Below are 24,125 nucleotides of genomic sequence, written 5' to 3' on the forward strand. Positions count from 1 at the left end.
ACAGGGGCACGTTGCGGGGCGAGGCAGGGTGCAAGTGCCAATGACTCGCGGGAGGTGAATGTCCGCGAAGAACGACGCATCCTCGCTTCCGGCGATGCCTGTTGTTTCTAAAGCCGACGCCCGCATCGCTTTCGCTGCGTCGGCGCGAAATCCTGCGAGCTGATCAGCGTCTGCACGCCGCCGACGTTTTGGATGATCTAAGCTGCGCTCTCCGAGCGATGCGTGAGGTCACCACGACCGGCGATCAAGCCGGCGATTGAAATATCCTCGTCAAGGGCTTCCCAATGCAGACCGTGGCGGCCGATCTCGACCTGATTGCGCTGCTCGGGCGTGGCATTCAGCAGGCGCGGATACCAAGCGAGGGGAACGCCGAGCGTTCGCCCGTCGGTCAGTTCGACCCACATGCTTGCGTCATCGAAACGGACGCTGGTTGCCGAAATGGTCATGCCACGCCTTCAGGATCAGGTCGCGATTGTTCGCAACGGTGCGCAGAATAGCCGAAAGTTCGCGCGGGTTGAAGCCGTAACTGTCGGCGATCTGGATGTCTGGCGCGATCCAGACCTTGGCGTCGCAGCCGTTGCCCCTGATGTGGATGTGCGGCGGCTCGGGCGGTCTTCCTTCGTTTGAGTAGAAATAGTAGCGCAAGCCGCCGGAGCGAAATACGACGGGCAAGATCACCTCCGCATGGCTTTCGCGTGATGTTCCGTGAGTGTAGCCCGGATCACGTGAAGTGCAACCTAGGGTGGATTCCTGATGCGCGGCGAGGTCACGGACGGCACAACGATTCCTCTGTGTCGACGTGAGCGCGGCGCACCTGAATTTGAATGGCCGCCCGCGCGCCAAATCTCTATGCTGCGGGCATGTCGCGATTCATGTCTCTATCGATTGCTCTCGTCCTGTCGCTCACCTCCGCCGCTGCGCTGGGGGCGCCGGTGAAGAAGAAGCCACATCAGTGGAAGGGCTACGGTTTCCTGCCCGGCTATCACCAGCCGCTGAACAACAGCGTTCCGCTGTTCATGCAGAAGCGCGCGGACCTGCGCATGGCCAAACGCGATCGGCGCCATTGGTACATCGACCGTACCCCGGTCTATTATCGCTGGTCCGATGGCGAGAAGTATTATTTCGGCCGGCCCGGTTTCTATCGCGGCCAGTACAATGGCGGCAGCATGGGCCCATGCTGGACGCGAACCCCGATCGGACCAATCTGGAATTGCGGCTAGGCGAGGCGAGGCGGCGCATGCCGCAGCGCCGGATTCATGTGAAAGCTTTCGGTCGACATTGTCGCGACCCTCATTAAATCATCGCAGCGACTATCTGTTGCTCCTGTTTGATCGCGGCGGAGTTCAAAAGCGCCGTGAAAGCAAAATCAACGAAAACACATTTCGAGTTCCGACCACTATCTTCGCCTGACAGGACTTTGGTTCAGGGGCGGAGATATCAGTGGCTAAGATTTCACGACGTGACGTGTTGGCAGGTGGCGCGGCCATGCTTGGGTCGCTTGGCGCATCCGGGGGGACGTTCGGCCAGCAGCCCACCGAGAATTTCGATCTCGTAATCCGGGGCGGCGAGGTCATCGACCCCAGCCAGAATCTGCGCGGCATTCGCGATATCGGCATCAAGTTCGGGCAGGTCGCCGCCGTCGAGCCGAGCATTCCTGCGGAGCGGGCCAAACAAAGCATCGATGCCAAAGGCAAACTGGTGACGCCCGGCCTCGTCGATCTTCACACCCATGTCTATCCCTATGGGTCGGCGATCGGCATTCCGCCCGACGAGCTTGTGCCGTTCTCGGCGACGACGACCTATGTCAGTGCCGGAGATGCCGGCGCCAACACCTTTGCCGGATTCAAGCGCGATGTCGTCGGGCATTCGCGCAGCCGGCTGTTTGCCTTCGTTCACATCTCGACCATCGGCCTTGCGGGCTTTCCCGTCGGCGAGTTGCTGAATATCGATTACGCCAATGTCGATGCCGCGGCGCGCACGATTGCGGAAAATCCCGATCTCGTGCTCGGCGCCAAGGTGCGCGAGACGCTGGCATTCGTCGGCAATAACGGCATCGAACCGCTGAAACGCGCCATTCTGGCCGTCGAACGCTCGGGCACCAAGGGGCGGGTGATGTGCCACATCGGCAATGCACCGGGCGATCTGTCGGTGCTCGTCGATACGTTGCGTCCCGGCGATATCCTCACGCATCCCTACAGCGCGCTCGGCAACAACACGGTGCAGAACGGCAAGGTGCTTCCGGCGCTGCTGGAGGCGAAGAAGCGCGGCGTCATCATCGATGTCGGTCATGGCGCCGGCAGCTTCGACTATGACATTGCCGAGGAGGCGATCCAGCAGGGGCTGCTGTTCGATACGATTTCCAGCGACGTCCATGTGGCCGCGGCGAACACACCGAGCCGGCCGTATCTGCCCTGGGTGCTCAGCAAGTTTCTCGCGCTCGGTTTCTCGCTCGATCAGGTGATCGCGGCCGCCACGATCAAGCCGGCCAATGTCATCAACCGTGTGCCCAAGCTCGGCACGCTGCAGGTCGGTGCGCCCGCGGACGTGGCCATTCTCGAACTCGTCGAAGGCCCGGTCGAACTGCTCGACACCTCGAACAAGCCCCGCACCGGTAAGGCCTATCTGAAGGCGATCCAGACCGTGCGCGGCGGGGTCCCGTTCGGACGGCCGTATTCTCTGCCGTTCTCGGCAAACTGACGAGAGCGGCGCGGTGCCCGGGTGAGCGAAGCGGTACCCGGGGCGCCGGCGGCCCGGCTATGGTGCCGCAGGGCGACATTCGGTCGGAATTCGCCGCCGGTGGCGGGTGGCGGCAATCGCCATTCCGCACGCTGGTCTGCCCTGCGTCTGCCGCGCGCTCAGGGCACCTGCCACGGCTTTCGAGAAAACCGCCATCCGGTCTAGGCTCGCACCAACCGAATCTCGAATTGGACGTGCGACATGACATTGGCGATGAGCTGGGACGAATGGGCCAAACACGACGCCGTGGCGCTGGCCGCGCGCGTGCGCAAGGGCGACCTGACGCCGGCCGATCTGGCGGCGCAGGCCGCGGCCGGCATCGCCAGCACCAATCCCGCGCTCGATGCCGTCGTCGAAGTGTTCGACGACGTCGTCGCCGATCCTGCCAAGGACGGTATGAATGCCGAGGGCGCGTTCGCTGGCGTTCCGTACCTGATGAAGGATCTCGGCCCGACCCTGAAGGGACGGCTGCAGGAATTCGGCTCCATGATCATGCAGGGGCATCGCCCCGCGCAGGACAGCTTCCTGACCGGCAAGATCCGGGGCGCCGGGCTCAACATCATTGGCCGCAGCACCACGCCGGAATTCGGCGTCTGCAGTTCTGCCGAGAACAAGCTCTATGTTACCCGCAATCCCTGGGACACCGACTACACCACCTGTGGCTCCTCCGCCGGCTCTGCGGCGATGGTCGCGGCCGGCGTGCTGCCGATCTCCCATGCCACGGATGGCGGTGGTTCGATCCGCATTCCCGCGGGTGTGAACGGCCTGATCGGCCTGAAGGTCTCGCGCGGCGTCTATTCGCTGGCGCCCGCGCTGTCGGATCTCTCCGGGTTGGTCTCGATCCAGGGCTGCGTCAGCCGCAGCGTGCGCGACACCGCAGCCTTCGTCGACAACTGCCGCGGCGGCGCACCCGGCGAATTCATGCCTTTCTGGTCGCCGGTCGAACCCTATAGCGATCTGATCAAGCACGACCCGGGCAGACTGCGCATCGCGCTGTCGCATGAGTGGGGCGACTACAAGGCGCCGCCGCATTTCGTTGCAGAGCTGGAGCGTGTCGGCAAAATGCTCGAAGGGCTCGGCCATCACGTGGAATGGGCGCTGCCGGAGGTGGATTTCCGCAACGCGTTCGCCGCGCAGACGACCTGCTACATCAGCAATTTCGCGCAGGTGATCGCCGGTCATCTGGCGCGGCTCGGTTTGGATAAACCGACCACCGATCTGCTGGAGCCGATCAACATCAATATCTGGGAGAGCGGACTGAGCACCTCCTATACCGAGCGCAACGCGATGCAGGCCGTGTTCAATACGACGTCGCGCGCTTTCGGCGCGTTCTTCGAGCGCTACGACATCATCCTGACGCCGATCACCGCCAAGCCGACGCCGAAGGTCGGCACATCGGAATATCTCACCACCAGCACCAATCCGTCGGTGCATGACTGGTTCGCCAATCTGTGGAAGAATTTCGCCTATACACCGCTCGCCAATCTGTGCGGCATCCCCGGCATCTCGCTGCCGCTGGCGGCGCAGGAGAACGGACTGCCGCTCGGCATTCAGGCGCAGACGCGTCAGGCGAATGACGGCCTGCTGCTGCAACTGGCCGCGCAGATCGAGCGGGCGATCGACGGCAAGTGGAATGGCGGCAAGCTGCCGGCAAAGCATGTCAGCCGGCAATAGGCGTGTCGGCGTATCTTGTCTTCGTCGCGCTAAAGATACGTGGCACAGCGGATATCGAATGGATCGAACATGGTTTCAGGCTTACCGGCTCCCGTGTCCCAGTCGGTCGCTGCCAGGCTGACGCGGGCGGCGATATTCCTGGTCGTGACGATCAATCCCGGACCGGCCTCCGAGAAGGCGGTTCGTGGCTTGTGCGGCGACCTGTCCAGCCTGTTGCGCGGCGTGGGCTTCCGCAATCTCAATGGGCAGTTGTCCTGCATCATGGGGTTTGGCTCCGAGGCTTGGGCCCGGCTGTTCGGAGCGCCGGGTCCGAAAGACTTGCATCCGTTTCGCGAAATTCGCGGCGTGCATACCGCCGTTTCGACGCCCGGCGACATCCTCTTTCACATCCGCGCGGCGAGCATGGATCTCTGTTTCGAGCTGGCGACGCATATCATGTCGCGGCTCGCCGGCGCGGTTTCGGCCGTGGACGAGGTGCACGGTTTCAAATTCTTCGACGACCGCGATCTGATCGGCTTTGTTGACGGAACTGAAAACCCTGTCGGTCAGGCCGCCGACGCGGCCACCCTTGTCGGCGCTGAAGACCCCGGCTTTGCCGGAGGCAGCTACGTGATCGTGCAAAAATATCTGCACGACGTCGCGCGATGGAACAAGGTGCCCGTCGAGGAACAGGAGAACATCATCGGCCGGCACAAGCTGTCCGATATCGAACAGCGCGATTCCGAGAAGAAACCGTATGCGCACAACGTCCTGACGTCGATTGAAGAGAATGGGGAGCAGCTTCAAATCCTGCGCGACAACATGCCGTTCGGCGAAGTGGGCAAAGGTGAGTTCGGCACCTATTTCATCGGTTACGCCCGTTCCCCGCAGCGCATTGAGAAGATGCTGGAGAACATGTTCATCGGCAACCCGCCGGGCACTTACGATCATCTGCTGGATTTCAGCCGCGCGGTGACGGGGACGCTGTTCTTCGTTCCCACGGCGACGTTCCTGGACGATGTCGATCCCGAGGCTTAACCGCGCTGTGCGCTCATCTGCTTACCACCAGTTGAAACAGGAGATTGTGCATGGGTGTCGATCTCTTGAACATCAAGGGTCTCACAGAGCTCGCGCATCAGGGCCCGATCGTCATGGTCAACCTGATGCGATTCCGCGAGCGCTCGCTCGACGGCGACGGGTCGGGCTGGGACGCCTATCTGCGTTACAGCGCGCTGACCGTGCCGATGATCAAGGCCCGCGGCGGCACATTGCTGTGGACCGGTGACGCCAAGGCCATTGCGCTCGGCGAACCGGATCACCAGCAGTGGGACTATCTGGCGCTGGTGTATTATCCCTCCGTTGCAGCCTTCATCGGGATGATGACGTCACCGGACTATGAAAATCTCTGCGACCCGCACCGGACCAACGGCTGTGCCGAGCATGTGATCATTTGCACGAGCGAGGCTTACAGCAAGTTCAAGATCGGCTGAGGGGGATCGCCACCGGCTTTCAGCCAACCGGCGGCATCGATCCAGAACCTCAGATGAGCCGGGTGGCGATGAGGATGGAGATCACGAGCAGAACCGCGACGATGACCACGACGAAGGGGAACATCGCGCGATAGGCGTCCCGCTCGTGGCCGGGGGTGCCTGCGAGATTGCAGACGATCGACATCCGTACCGGCGAGACCATGTTGAGTGACAGTGCCGCGGCGTGCTGAAGCGCGACGACGGCGGCGACGTCGAGGCCGGCTTCGGTCGCAAGGCTGAGCTGCGACGGCATGAACAATCCGTTGGCCGCATTGCCGCTATTGGCCAGCGCGCCGAACACGGCCGAGATCATCGGCGTGACCGTCACCGACCAGACCCCGAACGTGTCGTACATGCCGCGGGCGAGGCCCCCGGCGATGCCCGAGCGCGACAGCAGTTCGGCCATCATCGAGAACACGATCACGGTAAGCACCGCGAGCCGGCCGGTCTTCCAGGCGGCTGCGATCTCCGCGGGGAAGGCCCGCTGATGGCCGTGCAGCAGGGCGGTCAGCACGGCGGCTGCGACGAGCCAGGTGCCGGCGTGAAACAACGGCGCCCAGATAGGCACGCCTGCGAAAGGCTGGATGCTCCAAGACGACTGCAGGAGGTGATTGAGCGGCGGCACGAGGCGCGTCAGGGCGAGCCAGCCGATCAGCAGCGTGAATGGCAGCATGCGCCGTGCCGCAGCGGCGATCGCCGCGCGGTCCGGCTTTTCGTCGATGAGATAACGCAGCACGATGGCTGGCCCGAACGCCGCCAGCATCGCCGGCTCCGGGCCGAGGAACGCTGTCGCGACGATGGCGAGGCCGAGACTGCCGAGCAGCCAGAGCGCTTCGCTGGCGCGCTCGCGCCAGTCTGCTCCGATGCCCGCGCGCTCCGCCATGCGCCAGTAGATCGGCAGCCACAGGATGTTGAACACGAGGTAGATGAGACTGGTGCGCAGCGCGAGCGCCGTTGGATCGGTCCGCGCGAAGGCAGCGCCGACCACCGCGCCGCTGCCCATGGCGCCCCACACGATCATGGTCTGGCTGATCAGCGAGAAGGCGAGGAGCTCGATCGGCTTCAGGCCAAGGCGGCGGATCAGCACCATCGTCCCCATGATGCCGATGCCGAAGCCCGTCGCGGATTCCGCGAAGGGCCCGATCAGATAGCAGGCGGTGAACAGCAGGCGCCGCCGCGCTCGCGCATCCGGTAGTGACGTCTCGACCGGCATGGCTGCGTCGCCGGGGCGGATCGCCATCTGCCAGAACAGCAACCCGCCGAGAATATAGGGCACGACGATCCAGCCGATCCATGCGCCGCGCAGCAGCGCCGTCCAGGCGTCAGCGATCCCGAACAGTTGCGGGGCGGTGGCCAGCGCGACCGCAAGCGCCGTGGCGAGGCCGACGAGCGAGGCGGGGAGCGTGCCGGCGAGCCCGCTGGCGATAGCGCCGATCACCGCCAGCGCGGGCAGCGCCCAGATCAGGTAAAGCACGTTCCGCCCCCAGGTTTCTCGTTGGAGGCTGGATGCGCGGGAAAGGCAGGGACGTCAACCGCGCTGCGCGCATAGGGAGCGTGCAACGTCGATCAGCCCAGCGCCCGCTGAACCGCAACGCGTTTTGTCCGACCAACCCATGGTGAGAGCTGATACCGAGACGCGGCCTCGCTCAATCAGCCCCGGGAGAATGCACGTGACGTCGAAAGCATTGGTGATCGCGCTGGCGCTCCTGGCGTCTCCGGTATTCGCCGCCTGCAACGAGCCCGGCACCGGCACCAAAGACACGCCGATCTTTTCGCCGCCGCTCGGCGCCGTCGTCACCGGTACGGGGCGCCTGCAATTCCATTCGGCGCCAAGCGCGCATTGCGCGATGGCCGGTGTGTTTGTCATCCCCAGGGATCATCTGGTCGCTTATGCTGAAACGCGCGACGGGTGGACCTCGGTGATGTATGCGCGTGCGACGGGCGGCGGCGTCACAGGCTGGGTCAGATCATCCCGCCTGAAACACACCGGCACAGTCGGACCGCAATAGGCGACGCGTTAATTGTCGAAGCCAACGAACACCGTGGCTTCCTCGACCGACTTGCGTTCGGACACCACCGCATTGGCAGGAAAGCTGTCATCGGGCCATCCGAGCGCAATGCTTTTCATGATGACCTGATCGTCGGCAATGCCAGCATGCTCGCGCACCACCGGTGACTGCATGATGCCTTGGCTGTTGATCACCGCGCCAAGGCCGCGCGACCAGGCGGCGTTGACGAGCGCGGTCGCCACGGCGCCGCAATCGAACGGCGTATCGTCGCTGCCATCCAGCACGCGGTCATAGGTCACGATCACGCAGACCGGCGCGTCGAACTGACGGAAGCCGCGCAGCACCCAATCCTGCCGCATCTCCTTGTCGTCCCTGGCGATCCCCATGGCCGAGAACAACTGCTTGGCGACGCCGACCTGTCTGTCGCGGTGGTGACCCGCAAACGCGTGACCGGTACGGAATTCGCGCGACTGCGGGATACCTGCGATCATCCGTTCGGTATTGCCGGCGCGGATCCTGTCGAGCGGCTCGCCGGTCACGACATAGAAATTCCATGGCTGGGTGTTCATCGACGACGGCGCGCGCATCGCAAGGTTGATGATTTCCTCGATCAGCTTTTTGGGGACCGGATCTGGTTTGTAGCCGCGGATGCTGCGGCGGCCGAGGATGACGTCATCGAACTTCATAGGCCTGGAATCTCCCTGGGGCGTTTCTGAATTGGGCGGGATATTCGAGGTTTCCTCGGCCGTGTGCAAGATTGACGTGAGGGGCAGAAGGCGGTCGCCGCTCAGTTGTAGGGTGGAATAGCGAAGCGTATTCCGCTGCGCAAACATCTCGACGACGGCGGATTACGCTTCGCTAATCCGCGCTGCGATTGCTAGTGTCGTTGTTCAATCCCATCATGCCGGACCGAGGGCGATGAACACACGCAGCGATCATCTTGAGGAGCCAATGACGTTCGATGGCGTGACGCTCACGCCGCAGAAGGAAGTGGTCCGCGCCTTCTACAAGGATATGTGGGACCATGCGGACGTGACTTTGATCCCGCAAATTTTCCATGAGGATTTCACCTTCAGGGGATCGCTCGGACCGGTGCTGGTCGGACATGCCCAGTTTGCCGACTACGTCCGCTGGGTCACCGGCGTGCTGCAGAATTACACAACGGACATTCTCCTGATGATCGAGGAGGGCCATCGCGTTGCCGGCAAGGTCTACTTCCACGGCGTTCAACGCGAAGCGATGTTCGGCAATCCGCCGACAGGAAAGCTCGTCGGCTGGCTTGGAGCGCCGATCTTTTCGTTCGACGGGCCGAAGGTGCGCGACCTGTGGGTGCTCGGTGACATCTACGGCCTGCTCGGGCAGATCAGGACAGATGGCATGCAGGGCAACGAATTTTCCACGTCTCGGTGAGACTGGCCGAAGCGCACTCAACCCGTCCGATTGAGTTCCTCTCCTGCGGCTACGTCCCGCGATCATGACCATGTGGCCAGACGTCGCGCTTGCCACATTTGCGATCTGGTTACTCGTTAACATGGTAACACGCAGGCAATGCGTACCCTGCGCATAACCATATGTTGTTACATTGTTGCGGATCGACATGAATCGCCGATCCGTGCTACCTCCCTCGCAGAGTTCGAAAGAGACGCTGAAAGTGATGATTTTCGCCCGCATTCTTCCCCATGGCCTGCTGCGCATCCCGCGCAGGGCGTTGGTGATGGTCGTGCTGGCGACGTACATTTTCGCCGGCGCCATGCACGGTCTCTGCGAATGCGATGTGACCAATCCGTCCGGAGCGACGATCGTCTCGCTTGCGGAGAAGGCGACCGGCCATTCCGACAAGGGAGTTGTCGCGGACAATCACTGCCACGGCTGCTTCTCTGTGACGGCACAGCCGCTCGTCTTTGCGGCGATGCCCGTCTCCATCGAGACCCGCACTGCGGTCTTCCATAATGTCGAACGTCGCAGCCTGCCGCGCGGGATCGAACCTCCCCCACCCAAATTCCTGACCTGACCGTCATCGCCGGGCGCATCGCGCCCAGACTCCGTCATTCGTCAGGTTTCCATCATGTTCTCGAAGATCGCCACGCGTTTTGCGTGCGCGGCTGTGCTGTTCGTCAGTTCGTCGCTGACGGGGGTAGCCCATTCGCAAACCCTCACCATGGGGGCTGCGCTGCAGCGCGCGCTTGCCGCCAGTCCACGTCTGACAGCCGCCGAGCGTGACGTCGGGATCGCGCGTGGCCAGCGCATCCAGTCCGGCGCGCTGATCAATCCGGAGATTTCGTACGAGCAGGACAATTCGTTCGGGTCAGGTGCATATCGCGGAACCCGCTCGGCGGAGACCACGCTGCAGGTCAGCCAGATGTTCGAGCTGTGGGGCAAGCGCGATGCGCGCGTCGCCGCGGGTCAGGCAGGTCTCGATGCGGCGGGCATCGGACGCCAGGCCGTCCGGCTCGAAGTGCTGTCAGAGACGGCTATCGCCTTCGTGAGCGTGCTCGGCCTGCAGCGGCGGATTCAGATCCTCGACGAACAGATCGAGGCGATCGACAAGATCTCGCCGCTGCTGCAGCGGCGCGTCGAGGCCGGCGCATCATCCATTGCGGAGACCGGACGCGCCGAGGTCGCATCGGCACTGGTCAAGGCCGACCGTGAGCGCACCAGGTCGTCGCTCGCGAGCGCGCGCCGCGAACTGGCGATCCTGATGGGCGACAGCGCGCCGAAATTCGCGGCCGTCTCCGGACGGCTGGACGCGACCGGCAGGCCGCCGACCTTTCAGTCGGTGGTCGCGGCGATTGATGCCAACCCGCAGCTCGTCCGCTGGAAGGCGATCTACGCGCAGCGCAACGCCGAACTGCTGCTCGCCCGGCTGAAGCCCTATCCGGACGTCACGGTATCCGCCGGATGGCGCCGCTTCAGTGAGACCGGCGACAACGCCGTTCGGCTTTCGCTGTCGGTGCCGATCCCGGTGTTCGACCAGAACCAGGGCAACATCCTCTCTGCGCAGGAAAGCCTCGCCAAGACCGCCGCAGAACGCCAGGGCAACCGCAACATGCTGATCGTGGTGGCGGGCCGCGCCTACGACTCGCTGCAGGGCTCGCTGCGCGAACTCGCCATCCTGCGCGAGACCGCGATCCCCAAGTCCAGGGACGCGGCTGACGCGATTTCCGAAGGCTACGGGCAGGGACGCTATTCGCTGCTCGAAGTGCTCGACGCCCAGGCCAGCGTCGCGCAAGCGCGCCTGCGCGAACAGGAAGCCCAGCAGAATTTCCACGTCGCCGTCGCCACCATCGAGGGGCTGGTCGGCAATCCATTTGCACTGGCGCGGGGGAGCGCACGATGAACAAGCCAATCATGTTCCTGGTGAGCGCCGCCGCGATCTTCGCGCTCGGCGCCGGGGTCTACGCCACCGCACCGAGCAAGTCCGACACGCAGACCGCGGCCGCCTCCAAGGCTGCCAGGCAGGGCGACAAGGCCAAAGGTGAAAAGGTGAAGGGCGAGAAGGGCCACGACGAGAAAGGTCACGGTGAAGAGGGCGTCGTGGAAATGAGCGACGCGCGCGTCGCCTCGTCGAACATCGAGATCCTCGCCGCCAAAAGCGAAACGCTGCACGACTCTCTGGTGCTGAACGGAATTCTGCAGCCCAATCAGGAGACGCTGGTGCAGGTCACCCCGCGTTTCCCGGGCGTCGTGCGCGAGATCAAGAAGCGCATCGGCGACACCGTCGAGAAGGGCGAACTCCTCGCGAAGATCGAGAGCAACCAGAGCCTCAGCGTCTATGAGATGCGGGCGCCGATCTCGGGCACGGTGATCGATCGCCAGATCTCGCTCGGCGAATATGCCTCCGAGCAGAAGCCGGCCTTCATCGTCGCCGACATTTCGACGGTCTGGGTCGATCTGTCCGTTTACCGCCGCAACCTGCCGCGCGTCCGGATCGGCGACAGGATCCTGATCGACGTCGGCGATGGCGGGAAGCCGATCGAGGCGAGCCTGTCCTACATCTCGCCGGTTGGCAGCAGCGACACGCAGAGCGCGCTCGCACGCGCCGTCGTGCCGAATATCGACATGCGCCTGCGCACGGGCCTGTTCGTGTCCGCGCGCCTGATCCTGTCAGCCAAGCCGGTCGCGATCGCCGTTCGGGTGTCGGCGATCCAGACGGTCGAGAACCGCAGCGTCGTGTTCGTCCGTAGCGGCGACAAGTTCGAGGCGCGCGACGTCGAACTCGGCGCGCGCGACTCCGACAATGTCGAGATCCTGTTCGGACTGCTCGACGGCGACAGATACGCGGCGAAGAACAGCTTCATCGTGAAAGCGGAGCTCGGAAAGGGATCGGCGTCCCATGAACACTGAGCTCGCTCCGGGAATTCAACCATGATCGACAGGCTTCTCGCATTCTCCGTGCACCAGCGCTGGCTGGTCATGATCGCCGTGTTGATGATGGGCGCCTTCGGCGTCTGGAACTTCACGCGCCTGCCGATCGATGCCGTGCCTGACATCACCAATGTCCAGGTTCAGATCAACACCAACGCGCCGGGCTTCTCGCCGCTCGAGGTCGAGCAGCGCATCACGTTCCCGATCGAGACGGGGATGGCCGGCCTGCCGAACCTCGTGAACACGCGCTCGCTGTCGCGCTATGGCCTCAGCCAGGTCACCGTCGTGTTCAAGGACGGCACGGACATCTATTTCGCGCGTCAGCTCGTCAATGAACGCGTCCAGCGGGTGAAGGACTCGCTGCCGACGGGCATCGAGACGGCGATGGGACCGGTCTCCACCGGCCTCGGCGAGATCTACATGTACACGGTCGAGGCGAAGGAGGGCGCGAAGAACGCCGAAGGCAAGCCCTACACGCCGAGCGATCTGCGGACCGTGCAGGACTGGATCATCAAGCCTCAGCTTCGCAACGTGCAGGGGGTCAACGAGGTCAACACCATCGGCGGTTTCGAGAAGCAGTTCCACGTGCTTCCGGACCCGGCCAGGCTGATGGCCTATCGCCTCAGCTTCCGCGACGTCATGACGTCACTCGCCAACAACAACGCCAATGTCGGCGCCGGTTACATCGAGAAGAACGGCGAGCAGTATCTGGTGCGCACGCCCGGACAGGTCGCCGACGTCGAGGAGATCCGGCAGATCGTCATCGGCTCCCGGAACGGCGTCCCGGTCCGCATCCTCGACATCGCCGAGGTCAAGGAAGGTACCGACCTGCGCACCGGCGCGGCGACCGTCGACGGCAAGGAAGTCGTGCTCGGCACGGCGATGTTGCTGATCGGCGAGAACGGCCGGACCGTGGCGCAGCGTGTCGGGCAGAAGCTGGAGCAGATCCAGAAGTCGCTGCCGGAGGGCGTCTCTCTCCGTGCGATCTACGACCGCACCCATCTGATCGATGCCACCATTGCGACCGTCGAGAAGAACCTGGTCGAGGGCGCGCTGCTCGTCATCGCGATCCTCTTCCTCATCCTCGGGAACTTCAAGGCGGCCTTCGCCACCGCGCTCGTCATTCCGCTGTCCATGCTGTTCACCATCACGGGCATGTTCGAGAACAAGGTCAGCGCCAACCTGATGAGTCTCGGCGCCATCGATTTCGGCATCATCATCGATGGCGCTGTCATCATCGTGGAGAATTGCCTGCGTCTGCTCGCCCATGAACAGGAAAAGCGAGGCCGTCTGCTGACCCGCGAGGAACGCTTCGATACGATCATCGAAGCGTCGCGCGAGGTCATCAAGCCCAGCCTGTTCGGCACGCTGATCATCGCCGTGGTCTATCTGCCGGTGCTCACGCTGACCGGCGTCGAAGGCAAGATGTTCACGCCGATGGCGCTGACCGTGCTGATGGCGTTGCTGGGCGCCAGCATCCTGTCGATGACCTTCGTTCCGGCCGCTGTCGCGCTGTTCGTGACCGGCAAGGTCTCCGAGACAGAGAACTGGTTCATGCGCGCCGCGCGCCGGACCTATATGCCGTTGCTCGAACTCGCGATCCGTCTGCGCATCGTCGTGGCGGCCGCGGCCGTGGCGCTCGTTGTCGTAAGCGGATACGCCGCGACGCGGATGGGCGGCGAGTTCATCCCGAGCCTCGACGAGGGCGATGTCGCGATCCAGGCGATGCGCATCCCCGGAACCAGCCTCACGCAATCGCTCGAGATGCAGATGGCGCTCGAGCGGCGGCTGGCCAGGATTCCGGAGGTGAAGGAATCCTTCGCACGTACCGGTACCGCGGAGGTGGCGACAGATCCCATGCCGCCGTCGATTTCGGACGGCTATGTCATGCTCAAGCCGCGCGACCAGTGGCCGGACCCGAAGAAGTCGAAGCTCGATCTGATGAAGGAGATCGAGGCCGCATCCGAAGAGGTCGCAGGCAGTCTTTATGAACTCTCGCAGCCGATCCAGCTTCGCTTCAACGAGCTGATCTCGGGTGTGCGCAGCGATGTGGGCGTCAAGATCTTCGGCGACGACCTCGGCGTGCTGGCAGGGATCGCGGGGCAGGTGCAGTCGGCGCTGCAGACCATCCAGGGCGCCGCGGACGTCAAGACCGAGCAGGTGGCAGGGCTTCCGGTGTTGACGGTCAAGCTGGACCGCAAGGCGCTGGCGCGCTTCGGCATCAGCGTGTCGGACGTGCAGAACCTGGTCGAGATCGCGGTGGGCGGCAAGACCGCAGGCCTGGTGTTCGAGGGCGACCGCCGCTTCGATCTCGTTGTGCGCCTTCCGGACGAACTGCGGACGGATATCGAGGCGATCAAGGCGCTGCCGATCCCGCTGCCGCCGCTGGAGGGCCAGCCGAGCCAGAGCAAGGCGATGCCGGCGGCGTTCGGCACCTCGCCGCTGGCCCAGATGCGCTACGCGCCGCTGTCGGAACTGGCGGAGATCTCGGTCGCGCCGGGTCCGAACCAGATCAGCCGCGAGGACGGCAAGCGCCGTATCGTCGTCTCCGCCAATGTGCGCGGACGCGATCTCGGCTCCTTCGTCGGCGAGGCGCAGCAGCAGATCGCGCAGAAGGTCAAATTGCCCGCGGGCTACTGGATCGGCTGGGGCGGCCAGTTCGAGCAGCTCGTCTCGGCGACGCAGCGTTTGACCATCGTGGTTCCGATCGCGCTGTTGCTGATCTTCCTGCTGCTGTTCATCAGCCTCGGCTCCGTGGCTGACGCGCTGCTGGTCTTCAGCGGCGTACCGCTGGCGCTCACGGGCGGCATCTTCGCGCTGCTCCTGCGTGACATTCCGCTGTCGATCAGCGCGGGGATCGGCTTCGTCGCGCTCTCGGGCGTGGCGGTGCTCAACGGTCTCGTCATCATCACCTTCATCGCGCGGCTTCGCCTCGAAGGGAAAAAGGTGGTGGAGGCCGTGCGCGAAGGCGCGCTGACCCGCCTCCGGCCTGTGCTGATGACGGCGCTGGTGGCCTCGCTCGGCTTCGTGCCGATGGCGATTGCGACCGGTGCGGGAGCCGAGGTGCAGCGCCCGCTCGCAACGGTCGTCATCGGCGGCATCGTCTCGTCGACCATCCTCACGCTGCTCGTTCTTCCCGCCCTCTACATCCTGTTCCGCCGGGAATCGTCGCCTGCCCACGCGGAGGCGACCTCTGTCCATGCCACCCAGGGAGACCATCGATGAAGACAATCCTGCTCGCAATATCCGCGCTGTTGCTGGCGGCTCCGGCGATGGCGCAGCACGCCCATCAGAAAGGACCGAATGGCGGACCCATGGAGGATGTCGCCGGCGTGCATGTCGAGATGATTGCTGCGGGGAAGGTGCTGACTTTCAACATCCTCGACGAGGCCAACAAGCCGCTCCCGAGCAGCGGCTTTTCCGGCGCGGTCTTGCTGATAGCCGGAAGCGACCGCGAGACGCTGCCGCTCGTCACCTCCGGGACTGCATTGAAAGCCGAAGCGAAAAGCGACATCGCCAAGGGCGCTTCGGTGAGCGTCACGCTGAAGACCGCCGACGGCAAGTCGGGCCAGGCCAGGTTCAAGAACTGAGGGGATCAATCCCGGATGACCCAAGAGCTTCATCCCGGCTGCGCTTGCTCGATCCAAACTACGCGCTATTTATCGCTATCGGATGCCATCAGCAGGAACTTGCGCTTCAGCGCGTTGACCCTGGAGACGTAACCCGCAACGGAATGGTCGCCGCATCGCTCACTGGCCGTCATCTGGAAGCGACGGCGTGCATAAGCGGTGGCGGGTCCTCCACCGCACAGATGGATGAAGGCGGCGAGATCCTGCACCTGTTGCGGGGTCGGCGTCACGCCGCCGGCGCGCGCGAGGACGGCGGCGACATTGCGGTCCAGATAGATCGATGCGAGCTCGGTGGCATGGCTCGGGATGGCGCGAATATAGGGGCCGAAGCCGCAGCCCGTATCCTGAACCGCGTTCGCGCGGATGCAGAAGCGCGAAACTTCGGCATAGGCCGGATCGGTCATTTGAAAGAGACCGACGGCGCTGGATGCGGGCCGATAGATCGCGAACGGATTGAAGCTGAACCGCCAGCGCCAATAGGTGCGATCCAGGGGATTGCCGGAACTCTCGACCTGCGCCAGCGCAGCGAGCAATTCTGGCGTGATCGACCGCGTCGAAAAGGCGCGAAACAGCGGCCCGTAATGCCGCCACGTCTCGGCCGGCTCCTTGTCCAGCCTGTGGCCGACAAAGAAGAACAACTCGGTCGGCTTGTGGATCACGTGATAGATGAGGTTGGACAGCACGAGGGTGACAAGCACGATTGCGACGGCGCCAGTGATTTGAATGGCGCGCGGCAGTTTCGCGAGCGTCCGTTGCGCCGAGCGCAGGCTGCGCCGCCAGCGACGACGGCATTTGGCGCTGAAGATGAACGGGCCCTTCGTCATGGCTGATGGCAGCGCGCTAATCCGCCTGCGGCTGGCTGATGCCGAGCTTCTTGACGCGGGTGCGGACTGATAGCGGTGACCGCTTCAACCGGATCGCGATCTCGTTGACGCTGCGACCGACCGACAATTGCCGCCGCAATTCTTCGTCCTGCTGTGAGGTCCAGACGGCGTCGGATTTCTGGCTTAGTTTCATGAGAACTTATACTAGTCTGTAGCCCGGATGAAGCCAACGGGGCGCGCGTCGCGCGCCCGATGATAGGCTCCGCGTAATCCGGGCTACGCTTGCTTTCGCGATACGCAGTCGCCCCGCTTCAAAGCGCCGGACGGCGAGCGCCGGGTTTCGTGATGCGCGGGTCGCGATGGTTTCACCGGCAGCAAACATCTCGACGTTGGTGCATCCCATTACTGGTTCTGGATGGAGACGCTCATTCCGCTCAGGTCGAAATCGAACTGGAGGCCCAGTTGCTCGCCTTCCAGCGTCAGGACGACGCCCTTGGCGTTGCGCATCTGGATGGCGCGCCTGCCTGCGCCGACCGCAACACCCGCACCGAGCGCCGTATAAATGCCTTCGATGTCCGAAGCCTGATGCATATTTTGCGCCGCGCCGACCAGATCGGTCGAGGAGCCCCCAAACGTCAGGCCCGCGCTCACGCCGCCGATGCGAAACGGATACATCTCCCCACGGAAACTGAGGATTCCGCTTCCTGCCTGCGCTCCGATGAACCATCCGGCCTTGAAGAACTTGAAGCGGACTTTGCCGGTGTCCGCGTGAGCGGGCAGCGACAGTGCGGCGGACAGCAGAGTTGCGACGGTGAGACGCGTGAGGCAGCGAGCTATTTGAAAGCGCATATTGATATTCCGGTCATCGGGCTGCCGCGTGGCGGCCCCGCGGCAACTAGATAGAGCATCGCAGGACTCGTCAATGACGGAGGTCGACGCGCGGTCGTCTCCCAGCGGGCGCAACGTCCGACGTCAACGCGTGGCGCGCAAGTGCGACCTGTCCGCCGTAGCTCGCAGAGCGAAGGCGGAAGCGTATTGCGCCGATACGACGATGGCGGATTACGCAGCGCTCATCCGGCCACCGCTTGCCGATGGACATGCGACCAGAATTGTCATTATATCGCCGGAATGTCATCGCCTACCTGATGACACTGACGTGACGACGATACAGACCAACCGCCTAACCTGCAGCACTCATTCGCATTCGAAAGAACACGATGACAGGTCTCTCGCGCAGGACGACGCTGGTGAAGGCGACAAGTGCAGCCGGGGCGTCGGACATTTCAGAGCGCACCATGATCGCGCGCCGCCAACTCCTGCGTTTTTTCGCCGCCAGTCCTCTTCTCACGGCGACCTCTCTCGGTACGATCACCACCCTGTTGACGGCTAATTCGGATGCGCTCGCGCAGAGCTACGACGTGCTGCGCGGCTCGCGACGAGCGTTCGGCCCGGACGGCATCATCACCGCTCCGGCCGATGCGCTGGACGTGTTTGAGTTCGAGCCGGCGGCGAAGAAGGCCGTGCTCAGCCAGGACGCGCCGGCCCACTGGGGCTACCTCCAGAGCGGCGTCGACGGCGACGTGACGCGCGACGCCAACCACACCGCCTTCGCGAAGTACAACATTCGCGTCCAGCGTCTCATCGATGCGCGGAAGATCGACACCAGCGTGAAGATCTTCGGCGAGACCTGGGCCAGCCCCATCTTCATGTGCCCGGTCAGCAGCCTCGGCGCCTACGATCCCGAAGCGGGGGTCACCGTGGCGCGCGCCGCTGCCAAGCGCAACCATCAGATGATTCTCTCGACGGTCGATAATGCGAGCATCGTCGACGTCAACAAGGCGCACGGCCGGCCCGCCTGGTTCATGTTGTATCCGACCGATGACTGGAACGTGACGCGGGCGCTGGTGCAGCGCGCCGAGAGTGCGGGCTCTCCGGCGATCGTCCTCACGGTCGACCGCCAGGGCGGCCGCAACACCGAAACCCTGTTCCGCGAGCGGCGCCAGGACCTGCGCGAGTGCTCGGGCTGTCACACACCGGGCTTCACCAACGAGGTCAGCCGCAAGGCCAACTTCGCGGACATCGACGTTTCCAAGGTCACGAACCTCTACGGCACCGGGATGACGTGGGAATTCGTCGATCGCCTGCGCGGGATCGTCAAGGGCAAGCTCGTGCTGAAGGGCATCATGACGGGCGAGGACGCCAAGGAGGCGTTGCGCCACGGCGTGGATGGCCTGATCGTCTCCAACCACGGCGGGCGCGCGGAAGAGAGCGGGCAGTCGACGATCGGTGTGCTGGCGGAGGTCGTGGATTCAGTGGGCGGCCGCATCCCGGTGCTCATCGACGGCGGCGTACGCCGCGGCACCGATGTCCTGAAGGCGCTCGCCTTGGGCGCCACCGCCGTCGGCATTGGCCGGCCTTACGTGTGGGGCCTGGCCTCGTTCGGCGAGGCCGGCGTGGACCGTGTGCTGCAGATCCTGGACGATGAGTTCATCACGATCATGCGGCAGGTGGGTGCGCTGGACATCAACCACATCACGCGGCGCTGCGTCACCAGCGCCTAGCCGTGCGCGACCTCCGATGAATGAAGCGCGCCTCGTGCCTCGACCACGGCCGTCGACGGTTTGACCGGGCACTGGAAGACATCCAAGGGACTAGGGAAAACGCAGCGCGTAGGGTGCAAGTGCGAAGCGTATTCCGCCGAGAAACAGTGGCGGCGGATTACGCTGCGCTAATCCGCCCTCGCTTGGCGCAGCACTACGCGACGGACATTTTGGTAGTGATCGAGGAAGGGCACCGCGTTTCCGGCGAGGTGTTCTTCCACGGCATCCAGCGCGAAGCGATGTTCGGCCATCCGCCGACTGGCAAGCATATCGACTGGCTGGGCGCGCCGATCTTCACCTTCGATGGTCCCAAAGTGCGCAACCTCTGGGTGCTCGGCTTCCGGTGCGTCGCGAGGTCTTGAGCGAAGCACCAGACGGCATTGTAGCTGTAGATCGCTGAATGTCCGCATCTGTCGCCCACGGGGTGGATTGCGGCTTTCTGAACCGGAGGTCGGCAGTTCGATCTCTCCGGCACCATCCGACCAATTACTTCGTCCTCGCGGTCTCCGGGCGCCATCGCTGCAGCGCTGGGTTATTCGTCCCAAACCGCGTTCGCCCCGGCGTTCCGGAAGCTGACGGCGAAACTCCGACCGATTGGCGCCGACGCGTTGTCTGACGGCAATCGCTCTGCAGGTCGAGCAATCGCTCTGGCGCAGAAGGACGCCTGCTTCACTAGAAATCATCGTGCCACGTCAACGACAGGAGACGAACGATGAACTCGAAACGCGTCGTCAGTGGGCTTGCGAATGCTTCCCGACGGAGGGTGCTTGCGACCACGCTTACGTATGCGATTTCGCTAGTCGTCAACTTCACGTCGGCCGCCGGCATCCAAACAATACCCCCCATATATCCAACGCAGAGGAACGATCCCATGACCTCCATCACCACCAAGGACGGCGTACAGATTTTCTACAAGGACTGGGGCACGAAATCGGCCCAACCGATTGTCTTCCATCATGGTTGGCCGTTGAGCTCAGATGACTGGGATAACCAGATGCTGCACTTCGTCGGCAAAGGCTTCCGCGTCATCGCCCATGATCGACGCGGTCACGGTCGATCGAGCCAGGTAAGCGACGGCCACGATATGGATCACTACGCGGCCGATGTCGCTGCGTTGGTCGAACATCTCGATCTGCGCAATGCGATTCACATCGGACATTCAACCGGCGGCGGCGAAGCGACACGGTACGTCGCTCGTCACGGTAAGGGCCGCGTAGCCAAGCTCGTGATCATCGGTGCAGTGCCGCCGTTGATGCTGAAAACCGCTGCCAATCCCGGAGGCTTGCCCATCGAGGCGTTCGATAACCTGCGCAGCCAGCTTGCAGCCAACAGGTCGCAGTTCTACCTCGATTTCTCGGGCGGTCCGTTCTACGGATACAATCGTCCTGGAGCAGAACCGTCGCAGGCGATCATTCAAAACTGGTGGCGCCAAGGCATGATGGGCAGCGCAAAAGCGCACCACGACGGCATCAAGGCCTTCTCGGAGACGGATTTCAGCGAGGACCTGAAGAGCATCGCTGTGCCAACGCTCGTCCTGCACGGCGACGATGATCAGATCGTGCCTATCGCGGATTCCGCTCTTCTGTCCGCGAAACTTCTGAAAAACAGCACACTCAAAATCTACGAGAAGCTACCTCACGGCATGTGCACGACCCACGCCGACATCATCAATGCCGAGATTTTGTCCTTCATAAAGGCGTAGATTTTTCGCTTCACCGACCGCGTCACCGAAAGCCAAGCTCAGTCGCTCTCAAAGTGCGGCAACGGTGACGCGCGTCTGTTCCACCAAACGTTTCATTAAATGGGCCTGTTTGTCTGATACGGTACTGGGCAAATGGAGGAGCTTGACGATGAACAACGAGGACCGGGAAATGAAAGGCTCCGATCTGCTAGTGGCAGCCCTCGAAAACGAGGGCGTCGACCGCATCTTTGGCGTCCCCGGCGAGGAGAACCTCGACGTCGTTGAGAGCTTGCGCAAGTCTTCCATCGAACTGGTCGTCACGCGTCACGAGCAGCCTGCGGCCTTTATGGCTGCGACCCACGGGCGCCTCACAGGCAGGCCAGGCGTCGCCCTCAGCACTTTGGGGCCCGGAGCCCTGAATCTCTCGACAGGGGCTGCCTATGGGCTCCTGGGAGGCATGCCGATGGTCCTGATCACTGGCCAGAAGGCGATCCACGCCAGCCGGCAGGCGCACTTCCAGATCGTGGATGTCGTCGCGAGCATGAAGCCGCTCACGAAATTGTCGCAGCAGATCGTAAGTGCGTCTTCGATTGCGACCGTCGTCCGGAATGCTTTCCGGATTGCGATGGAGGAGCGTCCCGGACCCGTGCACCTGGAGCTTCCGGAAGATGTCGCGGCGGAGAAGGTTTCTGGCGTTTCGGTGGTCCCGGTCCACCCGACCGATCTCCCGGCGCCCTCGACGGACGCCGTCCGGAAGGCGGCCGAGCTCATCCTCTCGGCGAAATGCCCGTTGCTCATGTTCGGTGCCGGTGCCAGTAGGCCCATGCTCGCGCCCGCGCTCTCTGAATTCGTCCGCCGGGTGAAGATCCCATTCTTCAACACGCAGATGGGGAAGGGGGCCGTCGGCGGGGCGTCCGACTACTATGTCGGCACGGCGGCGCTGAGCGAACGCGACTACGTCCATCGCGCGATCGACTGCGCCGACCTGATCATCACCATCGGCCACGACACCATCGAAAAGCCGCCATTCATCATGGGGCGTGGCCGCCATCAGGTGCTCCACATCTGCTTCACGCCGGCGACGGTCGAGGAGGTTTACTACCCGCAAGCTGAACTTATCGGCGACATTGCGAAAGGTCTCGACATGCTGGCGGCCGAGCTCGATGGGAAGCTCAAGCAGACCACGCAGTGGGACGGTGTACGCGCGGATATCCTGCGCCACATCGGCGACCGGGCCAACGAAGACCGCTTTCCGCTGACCCCGCAGCGGATCGTCCACGACGTCCGCCAGGTCATGCCACCCGACGGCATCGTCGCGTTGGACAACGGGATGTACAAGATATGGTTCGCGCGTAACTACCGCACGGACGTCGCCAACACGCTGCTGCTCGACAATGCGCTTGCGACGATGGGAGCGGGGCTTCCGTCGGGCATGATGGCGGCGTTGCTGAATCCGAAGCGCCGTGTGCTCGTTGTCGCCGGCGACGGCGGTTTTATGATGAATTCGCAGGAACTGGAGACCGCGCAGCGTCTGAAGCTCGATCTCGTCGTACTCGTAATTGAGGATCACGCCTACGGGATGATCAGGTGGAAGCAGGCCGTCGACGGCTTCGCCGATGCGGGGATGACGTTCGGCAATCCGGATTTCGTCGCCTACGCGCAGTCCTACGGTGCCCAAGGTCATCGCGTGGCGGAGGCGGACGGTCTGGCGCCGACACTGGAGAAGGCTTTCGCGGCTGGTGGCCTCCACCTCGTGGTGGTGCCGGTGGACTACAGCGAGAATGTTCGCGTTTTGGTGGACGAACTAGCCGACATGCAGCACTAATCCGAAAAGGATTTGCCGATACGCGAGGTCGCCTTCCTCGTCACGGTGACGATGTGAAGATTGACCCAGAACGGACTTGGTCAGCCGGTCGATGAGGCGACGAAAACCGCCAACTGAGCATCGAAAGCGCGCTCGTATATCGGCAACAACAGCTACAATCTCGCGATCGAGCGCCGCGCAGCCGGCAAGATCGATGCTGGGGCCTTCGGGCGCCCGTTCATCGCCAATCCAGACCTGGTCGAGCGACTACGAAGAGGTGTGCCGCTGACCCATGCGCCGCGCGAGTCCTACTACGGCGGCACGCATCGCCAATTATGCTGCCGTTGCGCCGGCGTTGCGTACCAAACACTGGCTTTTCGGAGACACAGGCGGGGTTCGCCTGAGGCGTTTTCTTTCTTGCTTATGCCGTCGGTTCGCCGATCTTCGCCGGCGTGCATGTCGAGATGATCGCTGCGGGGAAGGTGCTGATCTTCAACATCCTCAACGAGGCCAACAAGTTGCTCCCCGCCAGCGGCGTTTCCGGCGCCGTGCTGCTGACGTCCGGAAACGACCGCGAGACGCTGCCGCTCGTCATCTCCGGAAATGCACTGAACGCCGAAGCGAAAAGCGACGTCGCCGAGGGCGCTTCGGTGACCGTCACGCTGAAAACGGCCGCCGGCAAGTCCGGCCTTACGTGTGGGGCCTGGCGTCGTTCGGCGAGGCCGGCGTGGACCGGGTGCTGCAGATCCTGGACGATGAGTTCATCACGATCATGCGGCAGGTGGGTGCGCTGGACATCAACCACATCACGCGGCGCTGCGTCACCAGCGCCTAGCCGTGCCCAACCTCTGGTGAATGAAGCGCGCCTCGTGCCTCGACCAGGGCCGTGGACGGTTTGACCGGGCACTGCGCCGAGAGACAGTTGCGGCGGATTACGTTGCGCTAATCCGGCCTGCGCTGTGCGATCATCCGCTCGGTATTGCCGGCGCGAATCCGGTTGAGCGGTTCGCCGGTGACGGCAGTGAAATTCCACGGCTGCGTGTTCATCCACGACGGCGCGCGCATCGTCAGCGCGATGATTTCAGCGATCAGTTTTTTGGGGGACCGGATCGGGCTTGTAACCGCGGATGCTGCGGTGACCGAGGATCGCGTCATCGAGTTGCATGGGCTGGAGTCTCCCTAGAGTGTTTTTGAATTGGGCGGGATATTCGGGGTCTCCGGGCCTGCACGCAATATCGACGTGAGCGAGTGGGAGTAGGGCGGAATAGGGGAGGTTATTCTGCTTATGCCGATGG

The 24,125-nt window shown here is 63.4% G+C and carries 25 protein-coding genes and 3 pseudogenes; 19 read left to right on the forward strand and 9 right to left on the reverse strand.

What is annotated here, in order from left to right:
- Positions 1 to 51: 51 nt before the first annotated feature.
- Positions 52 to 201: pseudogene (locus BLW80_RS13430) on the forward strand (cupin domain-containing protein); the annotation flags it as partial.
- On the opposite strand, the gene BLW80_RS13435 reads toward BLW80_RS13430, so the two are convergent.
- Together BLW80_RS13435 and BLW80_RS13440 are read right to left on the reverse strand one after the other, a co-directional pair.
- The gene (locus BLW80_RS13435) at positions 198 to 446 is read right to left on the reverse strand and encodes a DUF2442 domain-containing protein (protein WP_093758356.1); all 249 of its coding nucleotides are present in this window, start codon (positions 444 to 446) and stop codon (positions 198 to 200) included. The pseudogene BLW80_RS13430 and the gene BLW80_RS13435 sit on opposite strands and share 4 nt — an antisense overlap.
- A complete protein-coding gene (locus BLW80_RS13440; RefSeq protein WP_093759069.1) occupies positions 412 to 672 on the reverse strand; it encodes a DUF4160 domain-containing protein in 261 nt (86 codons plus the stop codon). Before BLW80_RS13440 ends, BLW80_RS13435 begins: the two co-directional genes overlap by 35 nt.
- Before the next feature lie 188 nt (positions 673 to 860).
- On the opposite strand from BLW80_RS13440, the gene BLW80_RS13445 reads away from it, so the two are divergent.
- From BLW80_RS13445 to BLW80_RS13465, 5 genes are all read left to right on the forward strand, one after another.
- Positions 861 to 1,220: a hypothetical protein gene (locus BLW80_RS13445; RefSeq protein ID WP_093759070.1), complete on the forward strand. Its 360-nt coding sequence runs from the start codon at positions 861 to 863 to the stop codon at positions 1,218 to 1,220.
- Positions 1,221 to 1,440: 220 nt separating this feature from the next.
- Positions 1,441 to 2,697 carry an amidohydrolase family protein gene (locus BLW80_RS13450; RefSeq protein ID WP_093758357.1) on the forward strand — a complete coding sequence of 419 codons (1,257 nt, stop codon included), beginning with the start codon at positions 1,441 to 1,443 and terminating at the stop codon, positions 2,695 to 2,697.
- 240 nt (positions 2,698 to 2,937) lie between these two features.
- Complete coding sequence (locus tag BLW80_RS13455; protein WP_093758358.1) at positions 2,938 to 4,410, forward strand: amidase; 1,473 nt, start codon at positions 2,938 to 2,940, stop codon at positions 4,408 to 4,410.
- 69 nt (positions 4,411 to 4,479) lie between these two features.
- Complete coding sequence (locus BLW80_RS13460) at positions 4,480 to 5,427, forward strand: Dyp-type peroxidase (RefSeq protein ID WP_093758359.1); 948 nt, start codon at positions 4,480 to 4,482, stop codon at positions 5,425 to 5,427.
- Between the two features lie 50 nt (positions 5,428 to 5,477).
- Positions 5,478 to 5,879 (forward strand): DUF1330 domain-containing protein, encoded by a 402-nt coding sequence (locus BLW80_RS13465; RefSeq protein ID WP_093758360.1) that lies wholly within the window; start codon positions 5,478 to 5,480, stop codon positions 5,877 to 5,879.
- 49 nt (positions 5,880 to 5,928) lie between these two features.
- Here BLW80_RS13465 and BLW80_RS13470 read toward each other — a convergent pair whose 3' ends face one another.
- Positions 5,929 to 7,392 carry an L-lactate permease gene (locus tag BLW80_RS13470; RefSeq protein WP_093758361.1) on the reverse strand — a complete coding sequence of 488 codons (1,464 nt, stop codon included), beginning with the start codon at positions 7,390 to 7,392 and terminating at the stop codon, positions 5,929 to 5,931.
- Positions 7,393 to 7,588: 196 nt separating this feature from the next.
- Between BLW80_RS13470 and BLW80_RS13475 the strand changes: the two genes are divergently transcribed.
- Positions 7,589 to 7,927, forward strand: coding sequence for a hypothetical protein (locus tag BLW80_RS13475; RefSeq protein ID WP_139285824.1), 339 nt, complete (start codon positions 7,589 to 7,591; stop codon positions 7,925 to 7,927).
- Between the two features lie 8 nt (positions 7,928 to 7,935).
- On the opposite strand, the gene BLW80_RS13480 is transcribed toward BLW80_RS13475, so the two are convergent.
- On the reverse strand, positions 7,936 to 8,613 hold the full coding sequence (locus BLW80_RS13480) for a nitroreductase (protein ID WP_093758363.1): 678 nt from the start codon (positions 8,611 to 8,613) through the stop codon (positions 7,936 to 7,938).
- Between the two features lie 232 nt (positions 8,614 to 8,845).
- On the opposite strand from BLW80_RS13480, the gene BLW80_RS13485 reads away from it, so the two are divergent.
- The 6 genes from BLW80_RS13485 to BLW80_RS13510 all read left to right on the forward strand — a co-directional run bounded on the left by BLW80_RS13485 (position 8,846) and on the right by BLW80_RS13510 (position 15,882).
- Positions 8,846 to 9,337, forward strand: a complete 492-nt coding sequence (locus tag BLW80_RS13485; RefSeq protein ID WP_244528217.1) for an ester cyclase — start codon at positions 8,846 to 8,848, stop codon at positions 9,335 to 9,337.
- 187 nt (positions 9,338 to 9,524) lie between these two features.
- Complete coding sequence (locus tag BLW80_RS13490; RefSeq protein WP_244528218.1) at positions 9,525 to 9,938, forward strand: hypothetical protein; 414 nt, start codon at positions 9,525 to 9,527, stop codon at positions 9,936 to 9,938.
- 54 nt (positions 9,939 to 9,992) lie between these two features.
- Complete coding sequence (gene ihpA, locus BLW80_RS13495; RefSeq protein ID WP_093758364.1) at positions 9,993 to 11,264, forward strand: divalent metal ion exporter subunit IhpA; 1,272 nt, start codon at positions 9,993 to 9,995, stop codon at positions 11,262 to 11,264.
- Positions 11,261 to 12,271, forward strand: coding sequence for a divalent metal ion exporter adaptor subunit IhpB (ihpB, locus tag BLW80_RS13500; RefSeq protein WP_093758365.1), 1,011 nt, complete (start codon positions 11,261 to 11,263; stop codon positions 12,269 to 12,271). Before ihpA ends, ihpB begins: the two co-directional genes overlap by 4 nt.
- 21 nt (positions 12,272 to 12,292) lie before the next feature.
- On the forward strand, positions 12,293 to 15,517 hold the full coding sequence (locus BLW80_RS13505; RefSeq protein ID WP_093758366.1) for an efflux RND transporter permease subunit: 3,225 nt from the start codon (positions 12,293 to 12,295) through the stop codon (positions 15,515 to 15,517).
- A complete protein-coding gene (locus BLW80_RS13510; RefSeq protein ID WP_093758367.1) occupies positions 15,514 to 15,882 on the forward strand; it encodes a hypothetical protein in 369 nt (122 codons plus the stop codon). Before BLW80_RS13505 ends, BLW80_RS13510 begins: the two co-directional genes overlap by 4 nt.
- 65 nt (positions 15,883 to 15,947) lie before the next feature.
- Here the strand turns inward: BLW80_RS13510 and BLW80_RS13515 are convergent, their stop codons facing one another.
- The 3 genes from BLW80_RS13515 to BLW80_RS13520 form a co-directional block, all read right to left on the reverse strand.
- Positions 15,948 to 16,745 carry a lysozyme family protein gene (locus BLW80_RS13515; RefSeq protein WP_170849661.1) on the reverse strand — a complete coding sequence of 266 codons (798 nt, stop codon included), beginning with the start codon at positions 16,743 to 16,745 and terminating at the stop codon, positions 15,948 to 15,950.
- Positions 16,746 to 16,761: 16 nt separating this feature from the next.
- Positions 16,762 to 16,938 (reverse strand): hypothetical protein, encoded by a 177-nt coding sequence (locus BLW80_RS30280; protein WP_158005736.1) that lies wholly within the window; start codon positions 16,936 to 16,938, stop codon positions 16,762 to 16,764.
- Between the two features lie 209 nt (positions 16,939 to 17,147).
- Complete coding sequence (locus tag BLW80_RS13520; RefSeq protein WP_244528219.1) at positions 17,148 to 17,708, reverse strand: lipid-binding SYLF domain-containing protein; 561 nt, start codon at positions 17,706 to 17,708, stop codon at positions 17,148 to 17,150.
- Positions 17,709 to 17,962: 254 nt separating this feature from the next.
- Here BLW80_RS13520 and BLW80_RS13525 point away from each other — a divergent pair, with 254 nt between their 5' ends.
- The 5 genes and pseudogenes from BLW80_RS13525 (at position 17,963) to BLW80_RS13545 (ending at position 22,851) form a co-directional block, all read left to right on the forward strand.
- Positions 17,963 to 19,306 carry an alpha-hydroxy acid oxidase gene (locus tag BLW80_RS13525; protein WP_244528221.1) on the forward strand — a complete coding sequence of 448 codons (1,344 nt, stop codon included), beginning with the start codon at positions 17,963 to 17,965 and terminating at the stop codon, positions 19,304 to 19,306.
- Between the two features lie 146 nt (positions 19,307 to 19,452).
- Positions 19,453 to 19,707: a nuclear transport factor 2 family protein gene (locus BLW80_RS13530; protein ID WP_139285825.1), complete on the forward strand. Its 255-nt coding sequence runs from the start codon at positions 19,453 to 19,455 to the stop codon at positions 19,705 to 19,707.
- Positions 19,708 to 19,863: 156 nt separating this feature from the next.
- Positions 19,864 to 19,961 (forward strand): annotated as a pseudogene (locus tag BLW80_RS29875) (helix-turn-helix domain-containing protein); the annotation flags it as partial.
- Positions 19,962 to 20,216: 255 nt separating this feature from the next.
- Positions 20,217 to 21,047 carry an alpha/beta fold hydrolase gene (locus BLW80_RS13540; protein ID WP_093758371.1) on the forward strand — a complete coding sequence of 277 codons (831 nt, stop codon included), beginning with the start codon at positions 20,217 to 20,219 and terminating at the stop codon, positions 21,045 to 21,047.
- A 148-nt stretch (positions 21,048 to 21,195) separates the two neighbouring features.
- Positions 21,196 to 22,851: an acetolactate synthase large subunit gene (locus tag BLW80_RS13545; protein ID WP_093758372.1), complete on the forward strand. Its 1,656-nt coding sequence runs from the start codon at positions 21,196 to 21,198 to the stop codon at positions 22,849 to 22,851.
- Between the two features lie 400 nt (positions 22,852 to 23,251).
- On the opposite strand, the gene BLW80_RS30750 is transcribed toward BLW80_RS13545, so the two are convergent.
- Positions 23,252 to 23,512 (reverse strand): hypothetical protein, encoded by a 261-nt coding sequence (locus tag BLW80_RS30750; RefSeq protein ID WP_244528222.1) that lies wholly within the window; start codon positions 23,510 to 23,512, stop codon positions 23,252 to 23,254.
- A gap of 45 nt (positions 23,513 to 23,557) precedes the next feature.
- Between BLW80_RS30750 and BLW80_RS30755 the strand changes: the two genes are divergently transcribed.
- Entirely contained in the window at positions 23,558 to 23,665 is a 108-nt protein-coding gene (locus tag BLW80_RS30755) for an alpha-hydroxy-acid oxidizing protein (RefSeq protein WP_244528224.1), read from the forward strand.
- Positions 23,666 to 23,790: 125 nt separating this feature from the next.
- Here BLW80_RS30755 and BLW80_RS13555 read toward each other — a convergent pair.
- Positions 23,791 to 23,995 (reverse strand): annotated as a pseudogene (locus tag BLW80_RS13555) (nitroreductase family protein); the annotation flags it as partial.
- Positions 23,996 to 24,125: the final 130 nt, after the last annotated feature.

The organism is Tardiphaga sp. OK245 (assembly GCF_900108575.1).
GTDB lineage: Bacteria > Pseudomonadota > Alphaproteobacteria > Rhizobiales > Xanthobacteraceae > Tardiphaga > Tardiphaga robiniae.